The following is a 24,532-nucleotide window of genomic DNA, read 5'->3' on the forward strand; positions in this document are numbered from 1 at the left end:
TTAACTCGAATACGACCGAACCTGAATTTCGCACTCCTCGTCATAACTACTTCTATTTCGTCGTCAGGTGTTGCCTGCCCTCTTCCGCAACTGCATCAATCTCTTAATTTCGCAACAACTAGGCCTTGGAAGCCGATTCGCTCCATGGGAGTTACTGCCGTGGATTCCATTGCCCTCTAATAGAACGATGTGCTATAAAGGCTACAAGCAAAAGCTGATGTGAAGCAAGAATTTTCAACCATCGGACGAGGAACACTGCTGTGTCGGATGCCATTGATCGCCCCAAACGTCGTCGTGGTCGCGCTGCCGCCATTGGTCTTACAAAGGCTCAAGTCGTGGCGGCGGCAATTGAGCAAATTGACAACAAAGGGCTGTCTGGCTTTTCACTCCGAGAGCTTGCCCGCAGCCTTGGGGTTTCGCCTACCGTCATTTATTGGCACGTGGGTGGACGTCAAGAGGACCTGTTCGCAGAAATCTCCGCAGTGATAACGGCCTCTCTGGCCGAAGGGCTTACGGAATACCAGGATCCGAAACTGCGTTTACGGGAGGTTTTCCTCCGTTACCGCGAATTGGTTCTTAAGCATCCCAAGGTGGCCCCGCTGCTGGGGGCGCAGATGAAATCAAATGGCGTTGCAAACCTTATCTGGGTCGAAACGGTATTGTCGGCGCTGTCAGACATGGGCTTCAAGGATGGCTTACTGCGCGATGCATTCAATTCCCTGATCGGCGGCCTGGCAGGCTTTGTCACTATGGAGCTTGCACCGCCCCCTGCAGGCGATTCCAGCGGCTGGCAGGAAGTGTTCGCCGATCGTGTCAAAGACATCAGCCCCGAAAACTATCCATGTACTCATGCAGCACTGCCAACGATCACAAACCAGATATTTGTTCTGCGTTGGCAGAATGGTGAAGACATTTCATACGCGGGTAGCTTTGAGTTTCTGCTCGATTTGCTACTCGATGGACTCGAAAGGCGTGCTCAGCGCCTACATAACTCGTAACGGAGGCATTAACTATGAATTCAGCACCATCACTGCCATTCTCGAAAACCCGTCGAATCGGAAACACTCTCTATCTCTCTGGAGAATTAGGCTTTTCAGAAGATGGCACGGTGCCCGAGGGTGTAGAGGAACAGACACATAACTGCTTCAAACGAATCAAGGCCACCCTCGAAAGTGAAGGGCTTGGAATGCAGAATGTCGTTTCTTGCACCTGCTACCTGACCAACACCGAAGATTTTGCAGCCTTTAACTCCGCATATGCCCAACATTTCAGCGCTCCTTTGCCTGTCCGCACAACGGTGCAAAGCGGCCTAATGATTGATGCAAGGGTCGAGATCACCGTGATCGCGGAGATTTGATTGTTGATGGCTGCGTCGTTCCAGGCGCAGCCATCAATCCGACGAAATCCAGTTACATAAGGAGCGGTGGAGAATGGCTGAAATAATGGTGCTTGGTGCGGGCATGGTCGGGGTTTCCTCGGCCTTGGCGTTACAGTCAAATGGTCATAACGTGATCCTCGTTGATCGCTCCGCACCAGGCAGCGAGACCAGCTATGGTAATGCCGGGATCATTCAGGCCGAGGCAGCTGAACCTTATGCGTTACCAAGACAATTACAGACCATTCTGAAATACGGCTTGGGGCTGAGCAATGATGTTCTCTGGCATCCATCTGCCATTATACAAATGCTGCCGTCGCTTCTCGCATACTATAAACACTCGGCCCCTTCCCGCCATAAACAAATATCAGAGATTTATGCCCAACTGACGTCGCGCTCGACATCAGATCATACGCCTCTGATTGCAGACGCCGATGCCGAGGAACTTGTTTCTCGCGAAGGACTGGCGATGATATATCGTAACTCCAAAGACTTCGCTGCCGCGGCGGAAACAGCGGAGCGCTATCGCAGGGAGTATGGCGTGACCTCCAGAATACTCAGTGGCGACGCCTACTGCGCGGAGGAAGCTGCTCTGAAAAAATGTCCTGCAGGTGTCGTTCATTGGGAACAAAGCTGGAGCTGCTCAGATCCCGGCGAGCTTACCGCGCGATACGCAAAGCTTTTCAACCACAGGGGCGGCACACTTAAATACGGCCGCGCCGAAACCCTAGTACAAACCAGCTTGGGCTGGTGTGTGGAATGCAACGATGGGCCGGTTGAGGCTGAATCCGCCGTCGTAGCACTGGGCCCTTGGGCGCCCGACCTACTAAAAACCTTAGGTTATAGAATTCCAATGATCTATAAGCGCGGTTATCACGCCCATTTTGAATCACCCTTGGTACTAAAACGGCCGCTTTTGGACGCTTCCAATGGCGTTGTAGCAGCCTCCATGACCCAAGGGTTACGAGTATCTTCCGGAGCAGCCCTGGTAAACAGAGACTCGCCCGCCGAACCGCGGCAACTTGAGCGTGGAACCAAAGCTCTGAAAAGCATACTGCAGATTGGGCAAAGACTGGATGAGCCGCAGTGGTTTGGAACCCGTCCTTGCCTTCCCGACATGCTGCCGTTGGTCGGGGAAGCGCCTAATCACAAGGGGCTTTGGTTCAACTTTGGGCATGGCCACCAAGGGTTCACGCTTGGCCCGACCACAGCGATATTGCTGAAGCAAGCAATGGATGGTCAAACCTCAGCGCTCCATGAAGCGCTGTCTCCCAATGGCCGCATTTCAGCTTGACTCACGAATCACAAGCCCCCATGAAGGATGGAATCACCAATCCAAGGCGAAAGTCAGAGGTGATTTCATCCTTTATGGGGGCCCTCAAGCGGCTACGAAAGGGCTTTTCGCACTGAACTACAGGGGCCGGGATTCACGACCCCGCGCCATTTTCCGACAATCCTCGCTCTTCCAGCTTTCCAATTCGTCGCTAGCACCTAGGCGAAGACAACCTCCGAGTCACCCGGATGAATACAAGACCTGAATGCAAATAGGGTAACTGATCCGCTGACCGCCGTCGGCCTCCAGCCAAATATTGACGATCTTTGAATGGCTACATAGTGATTTACATGATTTTCCGATTGCACCATTCAATTCGGGAGCTCTTGTGACCTATGCACTAAATTCAGAGAATGACAACTGTCCCAAGGTTCAGAGTTAAAGTCCCGGCTTTGACCCCCTTTGGGACGGGGCGCCCCACAAACATGCATCCTTTTTTCCATGATTAGCCAGTTTGGCCAATCGCTACCGGCCCCTTGGAAGAAAATATTACACAGTATCGGAATAACTAGGTACAATTACTTACAGTTTCCAAAAAAAAATTCCAAAATAAATCTCTAATTATTATTTATGACTATTAGGTTCAGGCCCTATCTTGCTCACATATAAAAGAAGTTTTTCACATAGCAGTGCAGTAACGGGGTGAGTTCATGGAAAACAATGAAAGAGATATTAGACGATTTTTCAGATCAGAATTGAAGCTCAGGCACCTCCGTACAATTGCTGTGTTAGCGAGGGTTAAGCAAGTGAGCCGAGTTGCAGAAGAAATGAACGTAACTCAACCAGCAATCTCAAAGCAACTAGGCGAAATTGAACGATCTTTGAAAACGCCTATTACTCAACGTAAAGGAAACCGGATTGTTTTTACTTCGATAGGTTTGCGACTCGCCAACTATGCATGTGAGGTCATGCAATTAATTGAAAAGGCCGAATTTGATATTGATTCGCTCCACAGAGGGTTAGGTGGAAGGGTCGTGGTTGGTATTGCATCTTCACTCTCGCCAACTCTGTTACCTGAAGCAATTAAACGGCTAAAAGATACTGCGCCATCCGCAGTTGTATCTATCATAGAAGGTCATTTCAACGAGTTATTGCCACTTTTGGAAAGCGGCGGTTTGGATATATTGATTGTCAGAACATGGGAACCTTTCTTTCGGGAGGGTATTGAGCAACTTTCTTTGCTAAATGAGCAGATTCATTTGGTAGTTGGTACCTCACACCCGCTTGCCGCAAGAGCAGATGGAAGCTGGCAGGATCTCGTTGCATGGCCCTGGATTGCCCCTGCGGAAGGTTCATTAGCAAGACGAGCGGTTGACTCCCAACTAGCCTCCGAAGGACTGGAATTACCTGCCGGTTATATCGAGTCCACCTCTATAATGCTCAACATTGAACTTATGAGAATCGCCCCCTTCATCAGTCTAATGCCTGAGAGGCTTGCAGAAGCCCACGTCAGAAAGGGAGAACTGAGCATTCTTCCATTACACGTTGAGGGGCTGCGTACTGAGGTACGCTGTTATTGGAGGGCGGACTCTACCAATGAAACTTGCAATCTCTTTCGAGAATGCTTGCAACAGGTCAGTATTTAGCCCCTAATTTATATCGACCAAGGAAGAAGGGAAAACCGTGTCCAGAAGCGTCTGTACTACTTCAGGCCTCAAATAAAAGAAATTCAGAGCTCACAAAAAAAGCCCCCATATTGGGGGCGAAAGAGAGGACAGCGACGCAAAACCTCTCGTGGATCCACAACGCTCTATGAATGTCTTGCAAGCTTTACCAAACTAGGTAAGTTTGAAGTGAGCAAGTCAAATCAAGCAAACCCTAAAAACCCCTCGGAAAGACGTAAAGGCTTGGCATTTTTGAGTCGCTCAATATCGGGCTTGGGAGGAGCCATCTCCGGAATACCGCTGAATACCGTTTCCAATTCGCGGGCAAAGGAAAGCGTAGCTAGGTCTTCACCCCGACGGCCAATCACCTGCAAACCAAATGGCAGCCCGTTGCGATCCAAGCCGGCAGGCAGAGTAATGGACGGATGCCCGGCCAAGGTCGATGCGTAAGCCATTGAAAGCCAATGGTAATAACTATTGGTCTTCTTGCCATCGATCTCCTGCGGATAAAGCTCGTGCCAATCCCGAGGACTAATGGTTGTCGTCGGGCACACAATAAAGTCATATTTTCCAAAAAAGTTCTGCCACCGACGATATAGCTGCGTCTGCAAATGCATTGCATCAGCGACATCAAGCGCGGAGTAAAGCTCTCCCTCTTTGACATTATCCTGGATGTTCGGCCCGACCTTATCAGGGTAACTCTTCGCTAATTCACGGACTTTGCCGGAAAAGAGTACGGCTCGTAACACCGAAAAAGCCCGGTCAGCCCCCTGGCAATCTGGATGGTCACTCTCGAAACGCCCGAATAAGTGGCCAAACTTCTTGGTTTTTTCGTAAAAACTGTCGGCAATGAGTGCCTCGGTGAGCGAGAAGCCAAAATCATGTGTAAAGGCAACTTTGGCTTCACTGATGTCATAGGATGGCAAGTTGGCATACAGCTCAGGTCTGTGATGGCTGCGTTCCTGTACGACAGATACCCAGGGATCAGCACGATCCGGTCTTATCATAGCCGCCAGCATTAATGCGGCATCCTCCACGGTGCGTGCCATGGGCCCATTGGTCGACAGTGGAAGAAGGGCCATTGGGCGACCCGATCCAGGCACCACACCTGGCGAAGGCCGAAAACCGACAACGCCGCTGTATGCCGCTGGACTTCTGAGGCTGCCCCCGGTGTCGGAGCCCGTGGCTAGAGGCGACATCCCGCAGGCTACAGCAACAGCCGAACCTCCCGATGACCCGGCGGCTGAGCGGGTCAGATCAAAGGGGTTGGCGGTAACGCCATACACGGAATTGCGAGTATTACCACCGGCGCTCCACTCCGGGTTATTTGTCTTACCCATGATCAATCCACCAACTTGGCGAAGCTGGCTGACCATTGGGTCGTCGGTTTGTGCAACGTTTCCGCTATACAGCTCACTACCGTAGGTAGTAGGAAGCCCTGCAACATCGACCATATCTTTGATGCAGATTGGAAGGCCGTGCAAAACCCCAAGATCGTCACCTTGATCGATCTTTCGCTGTGCGTCGCGGGCATCTGAAATCAAAGAATCAAAATTATAACTTACCAGTGCATTTACAGCAGGATTTACTGATTCGGCACGGGCAATACAGCTTTTGACAAGCTCTACCACTGAGAGCTGTTTAGAGGAAAGCAGACGTCGGGCTTGAGCAGCCCCCAAATCACAGGGCATCATTTATGAAATCTCGCTGATAACCAGTTAAAAAAAGAGTGACTTTTAGTTTAAATATCCTCATGTTTCGAATTTTTTTATCGGAAACACGAGAAATTAGGAATGTCAAAAAGACCAGCCAATAGATAATTTCTTTATTTCTATAATTGTATTATTTGCGCAATTGTCGAGCCAAGCCGTAAATTCTTCCTTGTTGACTGATAACGGAGCATTGCTTTAGGCGTGGTCCGATTGGTTACGACGACAAGAAAACATTTCAGTCAGCCACACAGTTTATTTATTTATTTAACTTAATCTCGCAGGCTCGTGCGGCCAAATGAACGAGGATTATGGATCCCCAAATTGGCACGGATATTACAACCCAGGACATTGGAAACCCAAGGCTGTCTGCGCTAAGTCCCGCCTGACGTGCAATAAAGCCACGAGACATGTCCATCCCCGGACCGTAGATGCTGAAGTAGATGACGGGGACGACAAAGAGTACGACGGCAACGCCCCTGACTATGCCTGTCAGCAATCTCCATGGGAACGCCTTGTGCTCGGCGGGGTCGTGGAAAAGGATCGGATCCGCTTTGGATTTAAAGGAAAGCGTTGCACCGAGAAGTCCGACCCAGACCATCATGAAGCGGGCCATTTCTTCCGTCCAGGAAGGCGGCTCATTGAAGGCATATCGGGCTACCACTTGAACAGCCATAAAGAAAAGCATCAATGCCAGGCAAAATCCCGCGCCTCGTCGGGCGAGCCAATCTAAAGCGTGACTAAATGCAAGTATTGAGCGGACCATCGTCTTTACGCCTATTGAGGATAATGTCTGACTGGACCAACATCAGATAACGGAACTTGATTCAGATGCTGGCCCAGATGTTTTTTTAGAAACTCAGCGTGTCTGCTCAGAAAGACCTATCCAGAAGTCTAGATCGTCACTGCCTAACTCTGTTTGATCATAAATAGACTGCGATAATTCGCGGAAACGTTCACGACCGTCTTCGGACAAAGCGGTAACCTCAACGCCACTTTCCTGCAAGCTCTGCAAAGCCTTTGAACCTGCCTGTTCCAGCCACTCGCGGTTGGCCTGATTGGCGCTTTGAACAGCTTCGTCGACAATCTTTCTCTCGTCAGCACTGAGCCGCTGATACCAGTCATCTGAAACAAGGACTGCTCGCAAGCCGTTCATGACTTTGGCATCGCTGAAATAACCAATGATGTCAGTCTGCCCAAACATAAGGGGGACAAGTGCGGTATTGATGTAACCGTCTACAACGCCCGTTTGCAGCGCTGCCGGAACTTCCCCCCACGACACGATAGTGCCGTTGGAGCCCCAAGCTTCGTACATTGACACCTGAACATCATCGATCGCACGCATGCGCAAATCCGCCAAATCTTCCGGCTTCGTTACGGCTTGGTCCGTGGTAATGATTCCAGAGGGAGGGCCGAGCGAAACGAGCGCAAGCAAACGGACGTTAGCACTCTCAATACTGTCGTTGACCTTGGACAGGACATCACCTTCAGTTAGGGCGCGATCCAAGTGGGCAACACTGTCGAACAGATACGGCAAGCGAACACCCAAAATAAAAGGATCAATTCGTGCAACCGATTTCACGTCCGAGAGGGACACTTCCAAAAGACCCATTCCTAATTGGTCGAGCTTCTCTGATTCCCCTCCGATTGCTCCGCGAGGGATCTCTTTAGCACCCATTCCCCGGGCTTCAAGCTCTTTAACAAAGTTGTGAGCCCATACGTAAGAACCAGACATCTCAAGGTCAGCCGCTGTGTCCAGCGCAATACCGACGTCTTTAGCCATAGTGCCCATCGAGAATGAAAGTAGGGCTCCCGCCAACGCGATTGGTTTTAGTAATTTCATACCGTGCCTCCGTTATGTGGTTTTCGTTAGTCGACTTTGAACCCGAAGAATCGTGGCAAAATCAAACTAATTTCTGGAACAAATGAGATGAAGAGCAAAGTTACAACTTGAACACCAAGGAAGGGTAAGGTCGCCATGGCAAGCCTCCAGTAATTAATGTTTGCGACCCCCGCAACGACAATTAGACATTTACCAAGTGGTGGCGTTATTAGGCCGATGCACAGGTTGAAACAAATCATTATGCCCAGGTGCACCGGATTGATGCCTTGCATAAATGCAGTAGGCACAAGCAAGGGAACTAAGAGCGTCAGGGCGACCGGCGTATCCATGAACATGCCGGATACGAGAAGCACTGCAACCAACAGTAGGAGGTAGTAAGGCCCGGTAAGCCCGATATCCTCGATCCAGCCCGCCAAAAGTTGCGGCCAACCCAGAAGCCCGGCCAAAAAGCTGAGTACGGCAATAGAGCAGATAATGATGAAAATGGAGCCCGTCATACGCGCGGTCGCTTCCATGGCCTGATAAAAGACCTTTAGGCTCATCCCCCCCGTCAGGCAACCCACAATGGTTGCAGCGACAACCGCTATGGCAGCACCTTCGGTGGGAGTCGCCACGCCGAATGCGATACTTCCCAGTATGATTAGGGGTATGGACAAGGCCGGGGCGGCTCTCTTGAAGCTGGCAAGCAGAGGGGGAACCTCAACGCCACTGCCGCCCGGATGATTGTTGCGACGAGCCATCCAGCCATTCAACCCGAACAACAGAACCGCCAACAACAAGCCCGGAAGGATGCCGGCAACAAAGAGAGCTGCCACCGAGGTACTTGTTAGGCCACCATAGACAATCATAATGATGCTGGGCGGGATGATTGGCCCAATCATTGAAGATGCTGCAGTGATGGCACCCGCATAGTAGGGGGAATAACCACGCTCTCGCATGGCGGGTATCAGAGAATTGGAAACAGCGGCCGAATCCGCCACCGCCGAACCCGAAATACCGGAAAAGAAGAGGCTTGTCATGATGTTCACATGACCTAATCCGCCTTTAAGTCGACCGACTAACGCCATGGCAAAGTCGATCATTGCACTCATAACACCCGCCCGGTTCATGATCTCTCCGGTGAGGATGAACAAAGGCATCGCCATGAAAACGAAGACGTTTAATTGAGAAAAAATTCGCTGTGGGAAAATTGCGATGTAATCTTGATAACCTGCGGCGACGAATGCCACCACCGCTGCTCCCCCCACGAGGTAGGCAAACGCCGTTCCAGCGAATAGAAACGCAAAAAAAGCCGCGATAGCATATGCCATATCAGACTCCGAATCTGACTCCGCATGGGAGTAGCAAGTATTTTGTTGATCTTTGTCAAAAGCGTACGTGCCGTCTTGACAGCTAGCAAATCACAAAACTCCTGGTTCACATAACCCTTTAGTAATGCGAGAAAGACTGATTAACGGTTCACAGCCAGCGGCGCCTCCAGCGACTAACAGTCCGGCATTGCACAACTTTGTTGGGAGCGGTCGTCATAAATGTGGCGGTTACCAACGAAAAACAAAATTGGAACTTCCAACTGAATGACCTGAAGAATTTACAGAAGTGCTCGGTGGCATGGAGAGTAAGCATTCTCTGTGGCCTACTCATAGCTATCGGAAATAGCATCTATTATTCGATTATCGACTACTGGACGGAAACTCTCGTATACAGAGGTTGAGGCTTGCGTGGATTCGAAAAGCGAGCTTCTAGGGCTTAACCGTCGACTCTTGAGTATCAATGCTTCAGGACTGCCCTTTAAACCCCGCCCAAAACTCTAACAGGTTCCAACGGCGCTCATGTTTAATTCGCGGACCGACAAATACCGTCAGGCAAAACACGCCTAAAAAGAGAGGTAAGTGTTACTCCAGGAGGCGTCTCGATAACCTGTTGGACCCCTCTCTCAACAAGCATTAACGAACTCTCATGCCAACGCATCTGTGAACACATATTCCGAGCCAGATCCTGGCGAATAGCTTCAGGTGTGAACAATACTCTTGCAGAGCTAGCGCTGACATACTTCGAGTGGGGTCGGTTGATATCCACGGACCGGAAGGCGGCTTCTAATTCATCAGCCTGCGCTGTAAGCAATTCACAGTGTGAGGGCACCGCAACATCCAGAAGCTTTTCAGAGCAAGGAATTCTGGAGCGGACCACCCGAGCCGTATCTTGAAGCGCAGCTATTTCTCCCGCGAGAACAAATCGAGTGTCGCTGTTGAGATTAGCGAGATAAACTAGCGCCCCCCTTTCCCTTTGCCCAAGAACAGCTTTTTCCACTTCAGATTGCGGTGGGCCGGTTAACGCCATCATCCCATAGCCAGAGGGATATGCTTGTTGCATCAGCCTTCCTCGAAAATCAACCAGCCGGACAGCATCGCTGAATTGCAGACTCCCCGCCAGGACAGCAGCCGAATAGGCCCCGATCGAGAGACCAAGCACATAATCCGGCGCCCCTGTGCGACGCACCATGTATTCCCCCCAGGTGACACCACTAAGCAGAAGGGCAAGTTGAACATTTCGGGTATCCTGAAGGGCTTCACTGCTATCGAGCGACCATAACGGCTGTCTAAGTATGGCTTCAGCTTCAAAAACCCGGGCACGTGTCTCTGCATCTTGTGGTAATCTGCCGAGCATTCCGGCACGCTGAGCTCCTTGACCCGGGAACGTATATGCAGTTAACAATGCGTGCCTCCCCCTTCGTGCGGCGCCGACCAGGGTGATTCGGTCAATCTCGGCCCCATAGATGTTTTAATTAAAACTTTTCCAGAAGGCCGGGCCCACTCTGACAAACCAATCGCGCCCTCTGGTGTTTCAACCTGCACGTCAATTCGGCATAGGTGCCCAGTTAGCTTTGTCATCAACTTCTCAGCCTGGTGTCTCGACATCGGCGTCGGCCGCTCTATCACCAAATCCAGATCACTTCCAGGACGCAGTTGGGGATCACCAGTTGCGAGCTCATACCCCAGACTTCCGGTTATCCCCCAATCCAGTTCCTCCTCGTTCAAAATGCAAGCGACGCTACCAAGCGTCCGGAGCACGGGGTGATGATCTCGCTCAGGGTGTTGCAACCAGAGCTTGGCGGCTCGCAGCGCGAAAGGACTCACGCTTTTTTCCACGGCTTGCTCGGGGGCGAGAGCGGCGAAACGCTCCTCTCTTTTCGACCCTCGAATGCCCACAGGTACCAACCCTGGTTGAGTCTCTGCTCTCCGTACCACGACTGGCCCTTTCCCCCTCGACACCCAAGCTGGAATTGAACCGGCATCAAGTTCTGGCTTCTTCAGCGCACTGCGACATATCCACAGGAGGTCGTGTGGCCTGAAGATACTAGGCATCCCATTGAGCACGCATCATCTCCCGAACAAGCCGCGATGCTTTGCGATTGGTTCCAGCCAGGCGCCGGCGAAGGCTTACATCGCCGGGCTTGATATCCGACACTGCGTGGGCGATCTCGCCCTTTACCCGCTCCACATCCTGATCGTCTGGTGAATCAGCCGAACTCACCTCGATGAGCGCGTCCAACATTCCGAGCGAAGCATAGTTTTCGAGGTCATAGGCCATTGGCGGAATTTCTGATGCCAATTGATCCAATTCCTCCTCTGTCCGCAAAGTGATCCTTGCCGCAGCGGCCTTGCCCATTGCATGAACTTGAACGCCCTCGTCGCCGAGAGCGAGAATCCGGTTAGCTTGGTAACCGTGGGCTAAAAAACCACCTGACATCGCCTTGCCAACCAACAAAGAAACAATTGGGTGGCCCGCAAGACGAGCTCGCGCATAAGCACTGACAGCAGCCGCCAATGACTGATGAATGCCCAGAGCTTCTTCTCGGCGCCCATAAGCCTGGCTCGGCACATCGACTACTGCTATAACTGCAGGTTTTGCCATCGCTTGGGTGTTAGCCTCAATTATCGAATCGATGGCTTGCGCAATTCCCCACCCCTCAAGCAAACCGACCTCTCCGGCCCGCGCTCTCGGGAACACATTCTCTGGCTCAGGCTTGACTAGCAAAACGTAACAGTGTTGCCCGGCGATATTGACCTCAGCCACCTGTAGTGATGGGGCTGGCCCCTCTCTGCCAGCTGAATGAGTCAGAGCGTCAAACCAACGGCGCCCACGCAAACTACCGCTATTCTCACTTATCGTCATTCTTGGCTACTCCAGTCAAAATTTGATAGGCAACATCAGCGGTGATTTGCTTACTGGTGTCGACCTTCAGAAGGTTTTCAAGCGACCCCAAAATCTCATCACTCCGATGGTGGGCCGGAACTCCCTTGGCCAAGCAGCCTTGGACTGCTTTACACATGGCATCAACATCGTCATCAACTAAGACGTCCGCAAGTCCCGTGGCAAACCTCTGCGTTCCCCCAGTAAGCCCCCATATCAAATCCCGGTTTCTTGAATCATACTCATCGATGCCCGCTTCCTGTTCGATAACTTGTGGGCCGTTCAATCCCAACCGACCCTCACGCGTCATGATCAGATAGCTACATAACCCTGCCGCAATCGACATTCCACCAAAGCAGCCAACCGGCCCTGTGATCACCCCAACAACAGGTTGATAGGTTCGAAGTTCGACAATTCCCGCCTGGATTTCTGCAATGGCTCCCAGACCAAGATTAGCCTCCTGCAAGCGCACACCACCGGATTCCAAAAGCAGAACGGCAGCTGTCGGATTGCCTTTTTTGTTCTCCTCAAGAGCAAGTTCCAACAATCCGGCAATCTTTGCACCTCCAACTTCGCCTAGGCTCCCCCCTTGGAAACTACCTTCAATCGCAGCGATTACAGTGCTTTTGGCGCCAATAGTGCCTTTTGCCACAACGACACCATCGTCAAACTGGGGCACGATTCCCTGTTTCTCTAACCACGGGGACGTAACTTTGTCGAAAGGAGATAACAGCTCGTGCATGCTTCCCCGGTCTAAAAGTATCTCGACTCGTTTACGGGCACTTAAATCCACAAAACCTTTCGATTGACTTGAACTCACGCCGGCACCTCCTGCTTCCGAGCCAATTCAAGGGCCTGTTCCATTCGCAGTCGAATGACTCCTGGGGTTGCACCAAAATCGTGGATGCTCATTTTCATCGCCGGAAGCTCTAGGTCGGTATCCACTGCATCAACAATCTGCTGCCAGCGAACCTCACTGCCGACGACGGATGTCTTAATGGATATAGATGCGACGGGCTCGGGTGCAGACTCAATCAGTACTTCGAGATCTCCCGATCCGACGCAACCAACCAACACAGGACTCAAGAACTCTGTCCGCCCCGGCCGAGTTAAATCTATTGTTTGCATAACAATTCCTGTTTAAGTTGTTAGTTGAATCGAAAACAAACGATCGACGAAAAGAGTGGCCGCCAACAAATCGGCAGCTCCGCCTGCAGAGGCATTCAGTTCGAGCATTTTTAACTCGAGCTGAGCCAACGCTTTTCGCCCACCAAATGACCCACTGCCACCAGACGCAAGCACCGCCATCGCTCCTTTCTGCATCGTTTCGAGGCCAGTCAGACCTGCTCGAGAGAGAACACAGGTATCGGTGATCTCTGTCATGATGGCTAGCAAAGCATTTAGCCGTGCTACTGATTCTGGATCGCCGTTTTTTCGGCTCTGCCTTAGAAATGGCAATCCGAGATCACGAAGGTGAGGAAAGCCCAATTGGGCCTGCTCTTTGGCACCCGGAAGACGGTAGTTTTCGAAAACCCTTTGACCATTAGTCGGCGATGCCGATTCAGAAGCGTTCGGATCCGCCAGGCAGGCCAACTCAGCCGCACGCGCAAGTAAACCTTGCTCACTGTCTGAATGAGTTGCCGCTGCGGTTACGAGTAATCCCAACGCCCAAATCGCGCCTCGATGAGTATTAACACCCTCAGTCACTGCCAACATTTTTTGCTCAGCTTTGCGGCCGAGCCAGCCGATTTGGCTGCGCAACTCACCATCAGTCTTTGAACAAAAGGCTGCCTGCGACATTTGAACGAACCATGGCTCGAGGCATTCTGCAGATTTAAGCAACAGAGATAACGTCATGTCGCTATGCGCCCCGGTGCCCCTGCTGTCGACGAGGCCAGGCTTTGGGCTCAGTCTTGCTTCTTGTTCCAGAGACCAAAGGGCTAGGCCACCAAGTTGACGATTGCGCGACTGCGAAGGTGGATTGGCAAAGACCGTGTGCGTCATCACCAACTCCTGAATTTTGCCGGCGGCTTGTACAAACCGTCAGACCATCTTTCCAGCTCTCCGATACTCTTGGCAGCTAGCAGATCCCGAGTCGCATCACTGCGACGGATACCGAGGTCTTCCGGGTAAGCGACTAGACCCTCTGCTCTCAATTGCGCAGTCTCTGAAGGATCCCGGCTGAGTCCAATTGGAGTCACACCTGCAACTGCAGCAACCATCGCCCTACGCTGCTCTGGCGATTTAGCTTTATAGAGATACGCGATGCCTTCCTCAGTCAGTACATGGGTGACATCGCTCGCGTAGATCATTATTGGGGCAAGCTGCATCTGGTAGTCCCGAGCCATTGCCAAAGCATCCAGCTCCTCAACAAGGGTCGGTTGGGAACTGTCCTGAAATGTTTCCACCATCTGCACAACCAGTTTTCGCCCTTTGCTCAAAAGCGAATCATCTGGCTTCATATCCAACCACGCCTTGGATGCATGACGCCGGCCACCCGGATCGTGCCCCATGTTAGGCGCGCCACCAAAACCTGCGAGCCGCCCGCGGGTCACGGTAGAGGAGTTTCCATCGCCATCTACTTGCAGCGTGGAACCAATAAACATGTCGACCGCATATTGACCGGCCAACTGACAAAACGCGCGATTTGAGCGCAGAGAACCGTCCTTACCGGTAAAGAACACATCTGGCCGAGCTGCTACGTAGTCTTCCATGCCTAGCTCTGTGCCAAAGCAATGGACGCTTTCGACCCAACCGCTCTCAATGGCAGGAATAAGAGTGGGATGGGGATTAAGAGTCCAATTACGACAAATCTTGCCCTTGAGCCCCAGTGATTCTCCATAGGTGGGCAGAAGCAACTCAATTGCCGCCGTATTGAAGCCGATGCCGTGGTTGAGTGACTGGACCTGATGGCGTTCGTAGATACCCTTGATTGCCATCATGCCCATGAGGACGTGCAGGTCAGTGATAAGCCTGGGATCACGAGTAAACAGAGGTTCAATAAAAAACGGCTGGTCAGCTTTTACGACGTAATCCACCCAGGAAGCAGGGATATCAACACGCGGTAGATCAGATACATCGTCGACGATTTCATTAACCTGAAAAATAACGATGCCATCTCTGAATGCAGTAGCCTCGGCTAGAGCCGGGGTGTCTTCGGTGCTGGGGCCAGTGTATACGTTGCCCGCACGGTCTGCTTTGAAGCCCGCCAGCAATGCAACTCTTGGGTTCAGGTCGACGAACATTCGCGCGTACAGCTCAATATACGTGTGGATTGAACCTACCTCGAGCAACCCGTCCTCCATCAGCTGGCCAATCCGTAAGCTTTGAGGTCCCGAGAATGAAAAGTCGAGCTTGCGAGCGACGCCCCTCTCGAATAGATCCAGATGCTCGGGACGACCGACGCTGGGCATGATCATGTGCAGATTGTTTACAATGCCAGGGTCTACCTTTCCTAGCGATCTGGAGAGAAAGTCGGCCTGTTTCTGATTGTTGCCCTCAAGCGTGACTTTATCACCCGATCTCAACAGGGACTCCAGTACTGTTGTGATTTCATCGGTGGGAATCACGACTCCATCGGTCAGGTTTTCAATTCCAGCCATTCGCTCGTTTTTATCCTGACGGCGGCTCTGCCAGTTGATTGAGGTTTTCGCAGATCTGGTCATGGACGATCCTATGTAGCCCGTTATCGTGTTTTAAACGTTAAAAGCTCCGTACCTGCGCATCAATCAAGCAGATTGACCAACGGTTAACTTGAGAGTAATGATAGGCAAACAGGAAAGATGATAGTGGAGAGCTCTGGCGTGATTGATGAGTCACTGACACTGAGAAAACTGGAGATTTTCCTCGCCTTCATGGAGACAGGCACTTTGTCGGCAACGGCAGAAAGGCTCGATATAAGTGCCGTTAGTGTACATCGGGCTATTCACTCATTGGAGGAAGGGTTGAAGTGCCCGCTGTTCCAACAAGAAGGTCGTGTATTGAAACCGTTACCAAGCGCTGAAGTGCTCGCTGAGCGATCAGAGCAGATTCTGTCTTTGCTAGATGAGACGGTGAAATCGACAAGAGAAACGGCAGGCCTGTTTTCAAATCAGTTTAAAATTGGCTCACTTTACTCTCTCACTTTGAGCACAGTCCCGAGGCTTATCACGGGTTTGAAAATGCGCAGAAGTGAGCTCAACATCGAACTCACTCTTGATTCAAATGGGATTCTTTTCGATAAACTGCGGTCACTGGATCTGGACGTCGCACTTGTATCCCTAGAGCCTGGAGCACGCAACGACGATTACGTCCATCTGCCGTTGTTTGATGACGAGATGCTCCTTGCTGCCCCAGCCGACTCTGACTTAGGAAATGGTGAGGCACTCGAGCTTACGGACTATCGGGACAATACATTCGTCGCTTTAACTCAGGACTTTGCGACTCACAGTGACAGTTATAAAGCGTTCAAGCGGGCGGGATTCGAGCCAAACGTCGTGATGGAAGTGGGGGACATTTTTTCGCTGATCAGCATGGTAAGCGCCGGGCTGGGTTATGCCATCCTTCCGAAACGAGTAGAGGCTGCCTTCAAAAACAAAATCAAACTCTATCCGGTAAAGGAGCTAGGGGAGATTCGACAAGAGATATCAATGATATGTCTGGCAAGCCGCGAGAGAGACCCACGGATCCTCGCTTGTATTGCTGAGGGCCGAATTTATGCCAATGAACTGAAATCATCCGAATGATGATCCACTAGTTTTGGCCCTAACTCGCAGCTTAGCTTTGTTTAAACCTGAAACAGGGATGTTTACACCATGATTTCTCGGCTTGGCTGGGGTTAGCTCCAAAGCAGCATTCGACGGGAGGTAAAACCACCCTAGGTGGGATCAGCAAATCTGGCAATCCCTTTAAGACACTTGCTAGTACATGGTGCTCGTAGTTGCACTCTGCATCTGAACAGAGAAAGGGATCGTTTCGGGGCGTGGATCAACGACTTCGAAAGACGAATGCCGTTCAACAAGGTTGTTGCCGCTCCGGCCAATAAATTGGCTCGAATCGCGTGGGTAGTTCTCACCTGACCAACCGGCGGTTTTCCTCTTCCAGCTCCTTCAGCCGCTTCACGTCAGAAGCCTCCATGCCGCCGTATTTGGATTTCCAATTATTGGGGCGCGTCGGAGATGCCGCACTCCCGGCAGACTTCCTTGGCCAGGCGATCGCCCTCGACCTCCTTTAGGATCTTGACGATCTGTGACTCGCTGTACCTTGACTTCCTCATGTCGTTCTCCGTTTGCCTCATTGTAGGCTGGAGAACTCTGATTGCGCATGCACCGATTTTAGGGGGCAGAAAGTCTACATTTTCAATGCGATTAACCAAGAAGGGTAATAATATTTCAATAACTAAGTTAAAAATGCAACATTAATTCTATATTTAATATTTCGGGATTATTTTTGAACATTAATTACTCGTTATCGGTGGTATTGTTGCTCTAATTAAGGTCTTAGACTTTTTTTAGAAACAACAAGAAGGTGATGTTATGGCGCTAGCTGTTGAAGCCAACAAACGAAATAGCTCGCTCTCTTTGCCGGTGATGAAAGAGGTGGCATGGATAGTTTTATTATCAAGGGCGATTGATTCTATTGAAGAGAAGGAATTGGTTCCCGGCAAAAAGGTATTCAACCAATTTTCTGCCCGTGGTCATGATTTTGCGCAGGTTTTACTTGGGCGAATGATGAAGCACCAGCATGACGCTGCCGCAGGATATTACCGCTCACGCCCCTTCGCGCTGGCTGTAGGTGTCGATTTGGAAGATGCTGTGGCAAGCCCTCTCGCTCGCTCTGGGGGGTATAGTAACGGCCGCGATATAGGTGTGGTAAGCAACTATCCTGGCGTTAGCGGAGGAACTGAAGCCAAGGTTGGAGGAATGATGTTTCCGACCTGTGGTGGAGTGGGCTCACAATATTCACCCATTTCCGGATGGGCGCAATCAATCACCTATCACCGTGATGAGCTGAAGAACTCCGAATATCATGGTGCCATAGGAGTGTCCATGGGCGGCGACTCGTCGATGTCCACCAGTGGATTCTGGGCTGCGTTGAATATTTCCACAACTTATAAGTTGCCCCATCTGTTTTATATCGAAGATAACGGCTATGGCATATCGGTGCCTCAGGAGGTACAGACTCCTGGAGGCGACCAGGTCGCAAACCTCAGGGCCTATAAGAGCCTGAAATTCGTCGATGGCGACGGCACAGATCCGGAGGTTACGCCAGAACTTATCCGCGAAGCAGTCGAGCATGTTCGTAGTGGCGAGGGACCGTGTCTTTTGCGCTTGAAAGTGCCCCGTCTGAGCGGCCACACCTGTCAAGACACCCAGACCTACAAGTCAAAGGAGCTGATCGAGTCTGAGCAGTCCCGAGACCCATTGCCCAGGCTAAAACAATGGCTGATCGAGGCTGGCGAACTTAGCGAACAGGGCTGGGCAGATCTCGAGCGGCGCGCAGAGGAACGGGTACGCCAAGCTATTGCCAGTGCTGAGCAACGTCCGGAACCGGATATCTCGTCACTAACTCGTTATGTCTTCGCGGAAACCGGGGAAGACGGAGCGCCAGACCTTCAATTACGAGGAGGGCTTCTGCCGAGCGGTCACCGTTTCCCACAAAGCACTGAGGTGGCGCACCCCGAGGGGAGCCGGCTCAACATGCTGACGGCGATTCGTAAGACCTTGTATCACGAACTGGAGATTAACTCCAAGGTGCTGGTATTCGGCGAAGACGTGGGCCCCAAGGGTGGCGTGCATGCTGCCACTCTGGGCCTGCACGAGAGATATGGTCAGAATCGCGTCTTCGACACAAGTCTTTCCGAGGACGGAATTATAGGTCGATCGGTTGGCATGGCCTTGGCGGGACTGATGCCGGTGCCGGAAATACAGTTTCGCAAGTATGCAGAGCCAGCCGCAGAACAACTTTCGGATACCGGGATCATGCGCTGGCGCACTAACAATCAGTTCGCGGCTCCAATGGTCGTGCGAATTCCCGGTGGATTTGCAAAACGTGGTGACCCCTGGCACTCGATGAGCGATGAGGTGGAGTGGGTTCATAAAACCGGTTGGCAAGTGGCCATGCCTTCCAATGCCGAGGACGCAGTAGGTCTGTTGAGATATGCCTTGCGCGATAATAATCCGACGATCTACTTCGAACATCGCCACCTGCTCGACGCCGCGTGGGCCCGTCGTCCCTATCCAGGTGATGACTTTATCATTCCCTTCGGCAAGGCCAAGATCCTGCGTCAAGGTGACAACCTGACCGTGGTGTGTTGGGGGGCCATGGTTGAGCGCTGCGACAAGGCAGCTGAGGGATTGGACGGGGTTGAGGTCATTGACCTACGCACTTTGCAGCCGTGGGATAAGGCAACTGTCGTAGAATCTGTGACACGGACGGGACGCTGCCTGATAGTGCACGAGGACAACCTGACCGCGGGCTTTGGAGCCGAGGTTGCCGCAATATTGGCAGACGACTGCTTCTTCAGTCTGGATGCGCCCATCCGCCGGATGGCAACACCAGATATGCCGAGTCCGCACAACCTCCACCTTTTGGAGGCTGCTCTGCCGAGTGAGCAGCGCATTCGTGAAAATATGCAAGATCTGCTGGAAATCTGATCGGACGGAGAGAAATGACATGACGGTAATAAGGTTATCCGAAGATCAGCTGGAAGGCACGGTCGCTACGTTTTCGCACTGGTTGGTCGAAGTAAATACTGTGGTACAAGAAGGCGATCCGATAGCGGAGTTGGAGACGGATAAAGTCACCATGGAATTGGCAGCCCCAGCCTCCGGTTATCTGAAGAGCACTGAAGTCAGCGCTGGCGATGAGGTTACGACTAATTCCATTCTGGGTTATATAGAGTCGGAGGACGCGCCAGCGTCGAGGAATGGGACGGAAGAGAAGGTCGACACCTCGTCTCAGTCTGAGGTTCTGAAGGAGGAAGCGCCCCTCATTGATATCACGCTGGAAGAGGGGAAGCAGGAGGGCACAACTGCGGTTCTGGCTTCCTGGTTGGTGCAGCTCAACGAACAGGTGGATAAAGGAGCACCGATTGCCGAGCTGGAAACGGACAAGGTAACTATGGAGATCGGTGCGCCGGCTGTTGGTAGCCTGTCCGAGATCATTGCGGAGCCTGGAGCCGATGTTGTTCCAGGAGAAGTGTTGGCGAGGTTTAGAGCGCTGTCTGAGGACCAGCAATCACGGGCCAATTTGGGAACTGATGATCAGGGTGATGAGCCCGTACAGGCAGCTCATGAAAATGTAAAAGAGAACGCCCCCCAAGGGGTGGGCTCAAACGAGGCCCGCCATCTGGTGGGGCCAGCGGTACGCCGGATGGTAGCCGAACACGATCTGGATCTGTCATCAATACCGGGTACCGGACGTGGCGGTCGGGTGACCCGAGGCGATGTTGTTGTCTACCTCAAGACAGAGGGTCGTAAGGGTAGAGACTCTGAAAGAGAAGGCGTCAAGCGTGGCGAAGGGCAACCAGCGACCAGGCCGGAAACCGGCGCTTCATCGTCCAACACTCCTCGCGCTCACAGTGTCCCGCACTCTGCCATGCGCAAGTCAATTGCCTCCCATATGCAGGAAAGTCTGCAGACGGCTCCGCATGTGACCAGTGTTTTTGAGATGGACATGACGAACCTGATCGACCATCGACGCTGGCATAAGAAGGAATACTCGGACGAAGGTGTCAACCTGACCTTTACCGCATATTTCCTTGCGGCCCTGGTGGATTGCTTCAAGTTAGTTCCACAGATGAATGCTCGCTTCTATGAGGATCGTCTCGAAATTTTCGATGAAGTCAACATCGGTGTAGGTGCAGCTCTGGGTGATGAGGGTTTGGTAGTCCCTGTCATCAGGAATGTAGAGAACATGCGGTTGTTTGATATCGCACGTTCTCTCGATGAAATGACCGATAAGGCCCGCAAAGGTAAGCTGACGCGCAATGACATGTCAGGGGGTACGTTCACCATCTCCAATCATGGTGTCAGTGGCAGCTTACTGGCGGCACCAATCATCATCAATCAACCCCAGGTAGCCATCCTTGGGGTGGGTAAGATGGAAAAACGCGTGCAGGTGGAAGAGGTCAACGGTGAGGATGTGCTCAAGATCAGGCCAATGTGCTATGTGACATTAACGATCGATCATAGGGCTGTCGATGCCCACCAAACCAACCGGTTTCTATCAAAATTTGTGGAATGCATAAATGACTGGGGGAGCTAAATGTTCCCCTTGGGCTGGGTAGCCATCTGGCTTGCCAGAGTCTTAAAGAGCTCCATAAAGCGTTGTGGATCATTAGGGGTTTTACATCACTGTACCCCTCTTTTGCGCCCCCCATTCGGGGGGCTTTTTTGTGCGCCCGGCACGGGCCCCTGGAGGTGAAAGTCCTGCCGAGAGCTGGCCACAGCGAACGAAGAGAAGCACAACTGCGGAAGGCCGACGTGGCAACACGGAGCGAGAAGTCAGCAGAGGCTATAGTAGTCTGACTCAGGGTGAAGGGCCGAACGAGAAGGAGCGTCAAGCGCCTTGTCGGAAGTAGCCAGCGATGAAACAGGACTACTGCGACGAGAATCGGAGGGGGCAGGGCGAGGCCTGCTGGAGCAGGAGCTTCGCTATCAACTGCTAAGCAGCTCCTATCGGCCACAGCCCGTCCGTGGGGTGGGCATCCCGAAAACCGAACGGCAGTGAACGGGAACTGGGTATTTCCACCAGACCGATCGTCTGAGAAAGTGCGTGAACGATGCTGGCGTTATCCGGCTGATTCGGTCGTATTTGAGCTAGGGCATCATGGATAACGGCGTGGTCGTTCGGCGCGTATGCGAGACGGGGAGATGATGAGTGGATTGTCCAGCAAGGCGTTGCAGTTGTTCAAGCGGAGGATCAGGAATCTGACCCGCCGCAATGGCGCAGTATTAAAATTGAAGGTGCCACGTCTCTCATGACGTCAACTTCTCGAACCGCCCGGTGCGGACGCGCCTGCCGGTTGGTGTGGAAGGGGCGTAGCCTTATGGTTCCCCCTATCCCGATCGGGGAGATTGCTTTAGGAGTATTTGCCAGAATTGAGCCTTGCACACTTGGCGTCGAGGCATGCACTGGAGCGTTCTATTGGCAAAGTCAGTTTGAAGAGTTTGGCCCTACCGTAAAAGTTATTAGTCCGCAGTACGTGAAGCCATTTATCAAAGGCAAAAGAACGATTTTAATGATGCCAGAGGTATCGCTGTGGCCTTGTTGAAGCCAGCGTCGGGAAATTCCTCATAAACTAGGAGCATTTCCAGGAGATTGAGAGACGGGAAGAGCAGTCGTATATTTAATCGTTTTCAGTACGAACCGAGTATCGAAATGTGATACTCCCTCAAGAGCCATCAATCGACTACTAAGAAATTCGTGATAAGACGATATCCCCGTTATAGCAATTTTAAGCAGGTAATCAGACGAGCCAGAAGTGGCATAACACTCAAGTATTTCCGGTTGATCCTGGATTACCTTCTCGAAGCGGGCCGTCGAAACTGGGTTATGATCGGAAAACTTCACTTCGACAAAGACGCTTTCCGGATAGCCAACCATGGCTGCGTCTAAAAGGGCAACATAGTTTTGAACAACTCCTTGCTCTTCTAGTTTCCTGACCCGCCTCCAGCAAGGAGGAGGGGACAGTCCTACCCTCTCCGCCAGTTCTGTATTGGTAAGGCTGCTATCCCTTTGCAGCTCGCAAAGTATCCTTACATCATAACGATCAAGCTTTTCCACTTCCAGCTCCTCATTAAGCTGGAAAAGAGATTCCCCCAGCTATTTTTGCCTTCCCACAAATTTTGAAAGAAATCGGTTGGTTTGGAATGCATTAACGTTTCTGTGATCAATGGCCAATGCCGCAAAGTAATAATCTTGGTCACCTTCTCACCATTTATCTCTATACCTTTGCGCACTTTGCCATTCTACCCACACCAAGGATGGCTTCCTGGGTTTGATTGATGATGATTGGTGCCGCCAGTAAGCTGCCACTGATAATTTGACTGGAGATGGTGAAGGCAAGGATTGCTTGGTTTCTGAGACGATAACTTCTACTCGATTTTAAACACCTTTCTGGTGTAGTGGTCAACTAATCCCGGACAGTATTTTAAGTTTCTCTTCCGCAACCACCGGTGGCATGCCGTCATTGAATGTGTGAGGGCGCTGCCGGTTGTAGTAGTCCATCAGGTAGTCACCAATATCCTTTCTTGCGTCAGGAATCGACCGGTAGCCGAGTGAAGGTATCCATTCGCTCTTCAAGCTTCTGAAGACCCGTTCCATTGGGGCATTGTCCCAGCAATTTCCCCGGCGACTCATGCTTTGCTCCATGCGGTAACGCCAGAGCCTCTGACGGAATAATCGACTGGCATACTGACTACCCTGGTCGGAGTGGAACAGAACCCCGGTGGGCTTTCCTCGTTGCTCATACGCATGACCCAGTGCCTTCGCTACCAACTCAGCATCAGGCCGGTCTGATAGCGCCCAGCCAACTACCCGGCGGGCATAGAGATCCAGAACAACCGCAAGATAGCTCCATCGCTGACCAGCCCACACATAGGTGATGTCACCGCACCACGCCTGGTCTGGGTGGCTGACGCTGAACTCACGATTCAGCCGGTTTGGAATGTCTGGCCTTTCCACAGTGGCCTGCTTGTAAGCGTGGGGACCGGGTTGTTTGCAGATCAGTCCCAGCTCACTAATTAGGCGGCGAACCTTGAAGCGTCCGATCACAACGCCTTCTTCATTAAGCATGGTGGTGATCATACGGCTTCCCGCTGAGCTTCGGCTCTTGCGAAAGATCCGGTTCACATCGGCTCGTAGAACTAATCGTTCGGCGTCCACCACGGACCGCCTGCGGCGATAGTCGTAATAGCTGGACCGCGATACTTCAAACGCTTTACAGACCATCTCAACAGGCTCCTGCTCACTCAACTGGTCTATCAGCGCGTACGATTCATGTCGTCCGACATCAAGAGAGCGGTAGCCTTTTTTAGTATCGATTTTTCCCGTTCCAGCCTCTCACAACGGGCTTCCAATTCCTGGATCCGCTGCTGCTCCGGGGTCATCGCTTTGGACTTGGGTGTAACCCCACCACGTTCTTCAGAAAGCTGTTTTACCCATCGCCTGAGGGCGTTCTCGCTGACATTCAAAGAGCGGCTGGCTTCGGCAACGCTGTAGCCCTGGTCAAGCACCAGACAGGCAGCTTCCTGTTTGAACTCCGGCGTAAAAGATCGTCGTTTCCTGGTCATCAGACACCTCGCTTATGGTGGCGATATTACCACCTACGTTGGTGTCCGGAATCATTGAACCACTACATTGGGTCTTCCAGCTATTCTGAGGGGAGGTAAAGACGTCAGACGGGGCAGAGAAAAGGTCCGCTTTGTGGTCGATCTGAATGTTCGCTTTGCGACCAGGGCATCCTCTGAACTCAGCTAAACAGAAGCGAACATT

At 51.8% G+C, this 24,532-nt stretch carries 21 protein-coding genes and 3 pseudogenes; 10 read left to right on the forward strand and 14 right to left on the reverse strand.

The genetic code is table 11. From position 1 onward, the window contains the following. Positions 1-260 precede the first annotated feature (260 nt). The 4 genes from QZ534_RS08070 (at position 261) to QZ534_RS08085 (ending at position 4,294) form a co-directional block, all read left to right on the forward strand. The gene (locus QZ534_RS08070) at positions 261-998 is read left to right on the forward strand and encodes a TetR family transcriptional regulator (protein WP_296933506.1); all 738 of its coding nucleotides are present in this window, start codon (positions 261-263) and stop codon (positions 996-998) included. 14 nt (positions 999-1,012) lie between these two features. Then, positions 1,013-1,357 carry a RidA family protein gene (locus QZ534_RS08075; protein WP_296933508.1) on the forward strand — a complete coding sequence of 115 codons (345 nt, stop codon included), beginning with the start codon at positions 1,013-1,015 and terminating at the stop codon, positions 1,355-1,357. A gap of 73 nt (positions 1,358-1,430) precedes the next feature. Next, positions 1,431-2,669, forward strand: a complete 1,239-nt coding sequence (locus QZ534_RS08080) for an FAD-binding oxidoreductase (protein WP_296933510.1) — start codon at positions 1,431-1,433, stop codon at positions 2,667-2,669. Positions 2,670-3,358: 689 nt separating this feature from the next. Then, a complete protein-coding gene (locus tag QZ534_RS08085; protein ID WP_296933512.1) occupies positions 3,359-4,294 on the forward strand; it encodes a LysR substrate-binding domain-containing protein in 936 nt (311 codons plus the stop codon). Between the two features lie 221 nt (positions 4,295-4,515). Here the strand turns inward: QZ534_RS08085 and QZ534_RS08090 are convergent, their stop codons facing one another. The 11 genes from QZ534_RS08090 to mdcA all read right to left on the reverse strand — a co-directional run bounded on the left by QZ534_RS08090 (position 4,516) and on the right by mdcA (position 15,720). Next, positions 4,516-6,006: an amidase gene (locus QZ534_RS08090; RefSeq protein ID WP_296933514.1), complete on the reverse strand. Its 1,491-nt coding sequence runs from the start codon at positions 6,004-6,006 to the stop codon at positions 4,516-4,518. A 274-nt stretch (positions 6,007-6,280) separates the two neighbouring features. Next, positions 6,281-6,787 carry a TRAP transporter small permease subunit gene (locus QZ534_RS08095; protein WP_296933515.1) on the reverse strand — a complete coding sequence of 169 codons (507 nt, stop codon included), beginning with the start codon at positions 6,785-6,787 and terminating at the stop codon, positions 6,281-6,283. Between the two features lie 93 nt (positions 6,788-6,880). Next, entirely contained in the window at positions 6,881-7,864 is a 984-nt protein-coding gene (locus tag QZ534_RS08100; RefSeq protein ID WP_296933517.1) for a TRAP transporter substrate-binding protein, read from the reverse strand. A gap of 26 nt (positions 7,865-7,890) precedes the next feature. Continuing rightward, positions 7,891-9,174 carry a TRAP transporter large permease gene (locus QZ534_RS08105; protein WP_296933519.1) on the reverse strand — a complete coding sequence of 428 codons (1,284 nt, stop codon included), beginning with the start codon at positions 9,172-9,174 and terminating at the stop codon, positions 7,891-7,893. A 523-nt stretch (positions 9,175-9,697) separates the two neighbouring features. After that, positions 9,698-10,576, reverse strand: coding sequence for an ACP S-malonyltransferase (locus QZ534_RS08110; RefSeq protein WP_296933521.1), 879 nt, complete (start codon positions 10,574-10,576; stop codon positions 9,698-9,700). Beyond that, on the reverse strand, positions 10,570-11,226 hold the full coding sequence (locus QZ534_RS18885; protein WP_366935815.1) for a malonate decarboxylase holo-ACP synthase: 657 nt from the start codon (positions 11,224-11,226) through the stop codon (positions 10,570-10,572). Before QZ534_RS18885 ends, QZ534_RS08110 begins: the two co-directional genes overlap by 7 nt. Then, the gene (gene mdcE / locus QZ534_RS08115; protein ID WP_296933656.1) at positions 11,219-12,031 is read right to left on the reverse strand and encodes a biotin-independent malonate decarboxylase subunit gamma; all 813 of its coding nucleotides are present in this window, start codon (positions 12,029-12,031) and stop codon (positions 11,219-11,221) included. Before mdcE ends, QZ534_RS18885 begins: the two co-directional genes overlap by 8 nt. Next, positions 12,024-12,875, reverse strand: coding sequence for a biotin-independent malonate decarboxylase subunit beta (locus QZ534_RS08120; protein ID WP_296933523.1), 852 nt, complete (start codon positions 12,873-12,875; stop codon positions 12,024-12,026). The genes mdcE and QZ534_RS08120 overlap by 8 nt, the downstream gene beginning before the upstream one ends. Continuing rightward, entirely contained in the window at positions 12,872-13,183 is a 312-nt protein-coding gene (gene mdcC / locus QZ534_RS08125) for a malonate decarboxylase acyl carrier protein (RefSeq protein WP_296933524.1), read from the reverse strand. Before mdcC ends, QZ534_RS08120 begins: the two co-directional genes overlap by 4 nt. A gap of 12 nt (positions 13,184-13,195) precedes the next feature. Beyond that, a complete protein-coding gene (locus tag QZ534_RS08130; RefSeq protein ID WP_296933526.1) occupies positions 13,196-14,059 on the reverse strand; it encodes a triphosphoribosyl-dephospho-CoA synthase in 864 nt (287 codons plus the stop codon). Further along, complete coding sequence (mdcA, locus tag QZ534_RS08135) at positions 14,059-15,720, reverse strand: malonate decarboxylase subunit alpha (RefSeq protein WP_296933528.1); 1,662 nt, start codon at positions 15,718-15,720, stop codon at positions 14,059-14,061. Before mdcA ends, QZ534_RS08130 begins: the two co-directional genes overlap by 1 nt. 138 nt (positions 15,721-15,858) lie before the next feature. Between mdcA and QZ534_RS08140 the strand changes: the two genes are divergently transcribed. After that, positions 15,859-16,779: a LysR family transcriptional regulator gene (locus QZ534_RS08140; RefSeq protein WP_296933530.1), complete on the forward strand. Its 921-nt coding sequence runs from the start codon at positions 15,859-15,861 to the stop codon at positions 16,777-16,779. A 71-nt stretch (positions 16,780-16,850) separates the two neighbouring features. After that, positions 16,851-16,974 (forward strand): annotated as a pseudogene (locus QZ534_RS08145) (transposase); the annotation flags it as partial. Between the two features lie 139 nt (positions 16,975-17,113). On the opposite strand, the pseudogene QZ534_RS08150 reads toward QZ534_RS08145, so the two are convergent. Continuing rightward, a pseudogene (locus QZ534_RS08150) lies at positions 17,114-17,309 on the reverse strand (transposase); the annotation flags it as partial. A 259-nt stretch (positions 17,310-17,568) separates the two neighbouring features. Here QZ534_RS08150 and QZ534_RS08155 point away from each other — a divergent pair. The 4 genes and pseudogenes from QZ534_RS08155 to QZ534_RS08170 form a co-directional block, all read left to right on the forward strand. Further along, positions 17,569-19,689 carry a transketolase C-terminal domain-containing protein gene (locus QZ534_RS08155; RefSeq protein ID WP_296933532.1) on the forward strand — a complete coding sequence of 707 codons (2,121 nt, stop codon included), beginning with the start codon at positions 17,569-17,571 and terminating at the stop codon, positions 19,687-19,689. Between the two features lie 19 nt (positions 19,690-19,708). After that, entirely contained in the window at positions 19,709-21,301 is a 1,593-nt protein-coding gene (locus QZ534_RS08160; RefSeq protein WP_296933534.1) for a 2-oxo acid dehydrogenase subunit E2, read from the forward strand. A gap of 303 nt (positions 21,302-21,604) precedes the next feature. After that, entirely contained in the window at positions 21,605-21,766 is a 162-nt protein-coding gene (locus QZ534_RS08165; protein WP_296933536.1) for a hypothetical protein, read from the forward strand. 379 nt (positions 21,767-22,145) lie between these two features. Then, a pseudogene (locus QZ534_RS08170) lies at positions 22,146-22,315 on the forward strand (IS110 family transposase); the annotation flags it as partial. A 15-nt stretch (positions 22,316-22,330) separates the two neighbouring features. On the opposite strand, the gene QZ534_RS08175 reads toward QZ534_RS08170, so the two are convergent. Both QZ534_RS08175 and QZ534_RS08180 read right to left on the reverse strand, forming a co-directional pair. Then, positions 22,331-22,822, reverse strand: coding sequence for an Lrp/AsnC family transcriptional regulator (locus QZ534_RS08175; RefSeq protein ID WP_296933538.1), 492 nt, complete (start codon positions 22,820-22,822; stop codon positions 22,331-22,333). 345 nt (positions 22,823-23,167) lie between these two features. Further along, positions 23,168-24,330 (reverse strand): IS3 family transposase gene (locus tag QZ534_RS08180; protein WP_296933540.1). Its coding sequence is split into 2 segments (ribosomal slippage): positions 23,168-24,075 and positions 24,075-24,330, totalling 1,164 coding nucleotides; the frame shifts between segments, so codons are not numbered across the junction. Positions 24,331-24,532: the final 202 nt, after the last annotated feature.

Origin of the sequence: uncultured Marinobacter sp. (genome assembly GCF_913055835.1) — a bacterium.
Taxonomy (GTDB): Bacteria; Pseudomonadota; Gammaproteobacteria; order Pseudomonadales; family Oleiphilaceae; genus Marinobacter.